This window comes from Dyella sp., from assembly GCF_035486915.1.
GTDB lineage: Bacteria > Pseudomonadota > Gammaproteobacteria > Xanthomonadales > Rhodanobacteraceae > Dyella_B.
The window spans coordinates 1-3,774 of the sequence record NZ_DATHMR010000104.1 but is presented as its reverse complement, the minus strand read 5'-3'; the positions used below and the strand labels follow the sequence as shown (position 1 = coordinate 3,774).

General features: G+C 61.4%; 4 protein-coding genes and 1 tRNA gene. 4 read left to right on the top strand and 1 reads right to left on the bottom strand.

The genetic code is table 11. From position 1 onward, the window contains the following. The first annotated feature begins 250 nt into the window (after nucleotides 1-250). The 4 genes from VK725_RS08450 (at nucleotide 251) to VK725_RS08435 (ending at nucleotide 2,841) form a co-directional block, all read left to right on the top strand. Nucleotides 251-1,222 (top strand): biotin--[acetyl-CoA-carboxylase] ligase, encoded by a 972-nt coding sequence (locus VK725_RS08450; RefSeq protein WP_325317622.1) that lies wholly within the window; start codon nucleotides 251-253, stop codon nucleotides 1,220-1,222. Continuing rightward, complete coding sequence (locus VK725_RS08445) at nucleotides 1,219-1,977, top strand: type III pantothenate kinase (protein WP_325317621.1); 759 nt, start codon at nucleotides 1,219-1,221, stop codon at nucleotides 1,975-1,977. The genes VK725_RS08450 and VK725_RS08445 overlap by 4 nt, the downstream gene beginning before the upstream one ends. 32 nt (nucleotides 1,978-2,009) lie before the next feature. Continuing rightward, nucleotides 2,010-2,735: an SPOR domain-containing protein gene (locus VK725_RS08440; RefSeq protein WP_325317620.1), complete on the top strand. Its 726-nt coding sequence runs from the start codon at nucleotides 2,010-2,012 to the stop codon at nucleotides 2,733-2,735. Between the two features lie 30 nt (nucleotides 2,736-2,765). Next, a tRNA-Thr gene (locus VK725_RS08435) sits at nucleotides 2,766-2,841 on the top strand. A gap of 67 nt (nucleotides 2,842-2,908) precedes the next feature. Here the strand turns inward: VK725_RS08435 and VK725_RS08430 are convergent. Beyond that, a partial coding sequence (locus VK725_RS08430) for a hypothetical protein (RefSeq protein WP_325317619.1) occupies nucleotides 2,909-3,774 on the bottom strand: 866 nt, incomplete at its 5' end.

The following is a 3,774-nucleotide window of genomic DNA, read 5'->3' as shown; positions in this document are numbered from 1 at the left end:
CGCCGCCGTGGCGATGGCGCCCAGTCCTAGCAAGCATCCAAGCAACAATGGTGTGGCACGCATGGCGATTCAGTCCCCGAGGCGAATGCCTAACGGCCGGATGGTCCCAGAAACCACCTGCAGATGCCAGTGCCGCCCATGGGAGGCGGTGAAAGCGCCGGCTCCCGGTAGAATCGCCTGATGCGACAGCCTTCTTCCCCCCACCCTCCACGGCCGCCTCGCGCCAGTGGTCTCCGCGGACACTGAGACCGTGCAGCCGCAACAACTACTAGCTCTGTTGGCCTCGGGAGACACGCTCTCGGGATCGCGTCTGGCGTCCGAGACGGGTGTCACCCGTGCCGCCATCTGGAAACAGATCGAAGCGTTGCGCCATCGCGGCATGCCGATCGAGTCCGCGGGTGCGGCCGGTTATTGCTTGCCATGGCCGATCCAGATGCTGGACGGGGAGGGCATCCGTTTGCAGCTGCCATCGGCCATCGCAGGTCGGCTCGGTGCGCTGGATGTGTATTGGGAGCTCGATTCGACCTCTAGCGAGTTGCAGCGGCGCGGCCCCACCGCGCCCGACTTCAGCATCGTCACCGCGGAAACGCAGACGGCAGGACGCGGACGACGCGGGCGCAGCTGGCTCTCGCCGCCCGGACTGAACCTTTATATGTCTTGCCTGAAGCGTTTCGATGCGGGCTTTGCATCGCTCTCGGGTTTGTCGCTTGCAACGGGCGTGATCGTGCTGCGCGCATTGCATGCGCTTGCTATCGATGGCGCACGTCTGAAATGGCCGAACGATGTGCTGACCGAACGCGGAAAACTTGCAGGGATTCTTGTCGAGTTGAGCGGGGAATATCAGGGGCCATGCGCCGCGGTGATTGGCATTGGTCTGAATCTGCGATTGACGCCGGCGTTGCATGAGCAAGCTGGCCAACCGATCGCCGATCTGGCCAGTCTCTGCAACGGTACGCCACCTGATCGCAATCAAGTGGCAGCGGCACTAGTCACCAGTCTCGTGCAGGGTCTGGCGCAATTCGAACGCGATGGTTTTGCAGCCTTCGTCGACGAATACGCGCAGCACGATGCCTTACGCGGTGTGCCATTGCGCGTAAGCAGTGCAGCGGGGGATCTGGACGGTGTCGGCGCGGGCATCGATGCACGCGGTGCGCTGCAATTGCAAACCGCTGCGGGCCTGCACGGCATCGACAGCGCCGATGTCACGGTGCGCCGCGCATGAAACTCCTGCTCGATCTGGGCAACACACGACTGAAGTGGGCCATGGCGAGCGCGAATGGCTGGTCGGCACGCGGTGCCGTCGCGTGGGACGAAGACGTCGCGAACGTTTTGACGCAATCGTGGCGAGCGCTGGCGCGTCCGGACCGCGCACTGGGTTCATCCGTGGTGGATGCAGCGCGCGAGGCGCAGATCCAAAGCGTAATTGCCACGATCTTTGCACGCGACGTGACGTGGGTGCGCACGCCTGCGCAAGCATGCGGTGTGCGCAACGCGTATCCCGAGCCGCATCGATTGGGTGTCGATCGTTTTCTTGCCATGGTGGCGGCGCACGCTGAAGGGCATACGCCTTGCGTGCTCGCGGGTATCGGCACGGCGCTCACACTGGATGCGCTCGCGGCGGACGGCCAGCATCTGGGCGGTTTGATCGCGCCCGGCCCACTTCTCATGCAGCAATCGCTGCTAGGCGCGACCGTGCGTGTGCAAACGGATCACAGCGCTGCGATTCGCGATATCGCCGATAACACCCCCGATGCCGTGGCGTCGGGTTGCTGGCAAGCCGTCGCGGCATTGATCGAACGGTTTGCCCGGCACATCGCCAACCGGCATCCCGAAAAAGCACCACGCCTGCTGCTGGACGGTGGCGACGCGGCTACCTTGCTGCCCTTGCTGGGCGTGCCTGCCGAACTTGCAGCCGATAGCGTGCTGCGTGGATTACTGGTGTGGGCGCACTCCCATCCGGCACCCGCATCCCCCTAGAATCCGGGACGACCCATGTTGGTGAATGGCTAATGCTGCTGCGCCTGCTGTTCGTACTGCTTATCGCACTCAATATTGCTGTCGGCGCATGGCTGCTGCTCGGCCAGAACGACACGCACGCGCACCTGCCCACCGATCCTGGCGTCAACAAATTGCACTTGCTGTCGGAATTGCCGCCGCCTCCGGCGTCGGTGACGCAAGGCGCGTCAGCCGCGAATGTGGCTGCAGCGACGACAACACCCACGCAGTCTTCCTCGGTGGCCAATCCGTTGGCGGCTCAACCATCGACAAATACGCTCAGTTACGCGTGCATGGCGCTGGGACCGTTTGCGACGCAGGAAGATCTGCGCGTGGCGCGCAATGCGCTTGAACCGCAAGTTCAGCGCATGCGCGCCCGGCAGGAACAGACCACGCAGTCGCGCGGCTGGTGGGTCTACCTGCCGCCCATGTCCAGCCATGCCGCAGCGCTTGCCGAAGCACGTCAGCTCGCGGCCAAAAACATTCAGGATTACTTTGTGATCAGCGGCGCCGGCGACGACCAGAACACGGTTTCCCTCGGTCTGTTCAAGGACCCGGCCAATGCGCGCAAGCGCCGCGACCAGATTGCCGCGGCGGGTTTTCCCGCCCAGATGAGCGAGCGCACGGAAACCGTTCCGGAGTACTGGCTGGACCTGATTCCGGTAGACAGCACCCACTTCGACTGGCGCAGCCGCGTCCACGATCTGGCGATCGGATCTCACAGTACGGGCTGTTTTTGAGCCATGGCCTGCTACAATAGGCGGCTCCATGCCGGCATAGCTCAGTTGGTAGAGCAACCGCCTTGTAAGCGGTAGGTCCCCAGTTCGAATCCGGGTGCCGGCACCAGTTTCAGAAAAAGCCCGCTTTGTAGCGGGCTTTTTGTTTGCGTGTTGCCGCGCGGATTCTGCGGCATCTATTGGGACGATCCGGGCGCGGCGGTTTGCTGCAGCAGCTGATCCACGGTTTGCTGCTGCTGTGTGACTAGATTCTGCACCGTTTGCTTGGCCGCTGTTTCTTCCGAGACTTCCTGCTGGATTGTTTGCCAAAGGCTTATCATTTCGCTATGCATCGGTTCCGGAAGCATCAGCTTGCCAGTCTTGTCCAGATGCGAGCGACCCAATGCTTTCTGTGCAACGTCCAGTACCTGATTAAATGTATCGATCGTGCTGTTTTCGATATTGAAGTACTGGTCGAATGCGCGATCCGTGGGCGCGCGCGCATTTAGATAGCCGCGCAACACGGCATCTTGCGTGGGCTCTGGCAACTGCATGAGACACGACTGATTCTGATCTTCGAGAGCCTTGAGTGCAGCCTGACGTTCGGTCAGCAGCGTTCGATAGTGATCAATCGACGAACGGCTTTGTGCGATGCCCTGGGCTGATACGAGACGTTGTGGCTGCAAGACAAGCTCAAAGTGAAGATCCTTTTCCGCCTGCGTGCGCACCGCTTCTTGCTGCTTGAATGCGATGGTGTTTTGCGCGATCTGTTTGAAGGTGTTCTGCAAGGGCGAGGCCATGCTTCCGTCGGATGATGGCGTTGCATTGGCTATCGGCGCGACAGAGCTGCTGTTCACCGGGTCCTTGGTGTTCATTGCTTTTTTGAGATCAAGGAGCGCCTGATGCAGGTCTTGCCGCTGATGCTCAGCGCGTTGAGTAAGACTCGAAATAAAGAACAGCGGTATGAGTATTGCCCACGTGATCAGAAACGTTCGCCAATAGCGGGCCTTTGCCGTCCAGCGAAGCACGGCGGCGATGATCAACGCCAGCAAGATATGGGCAG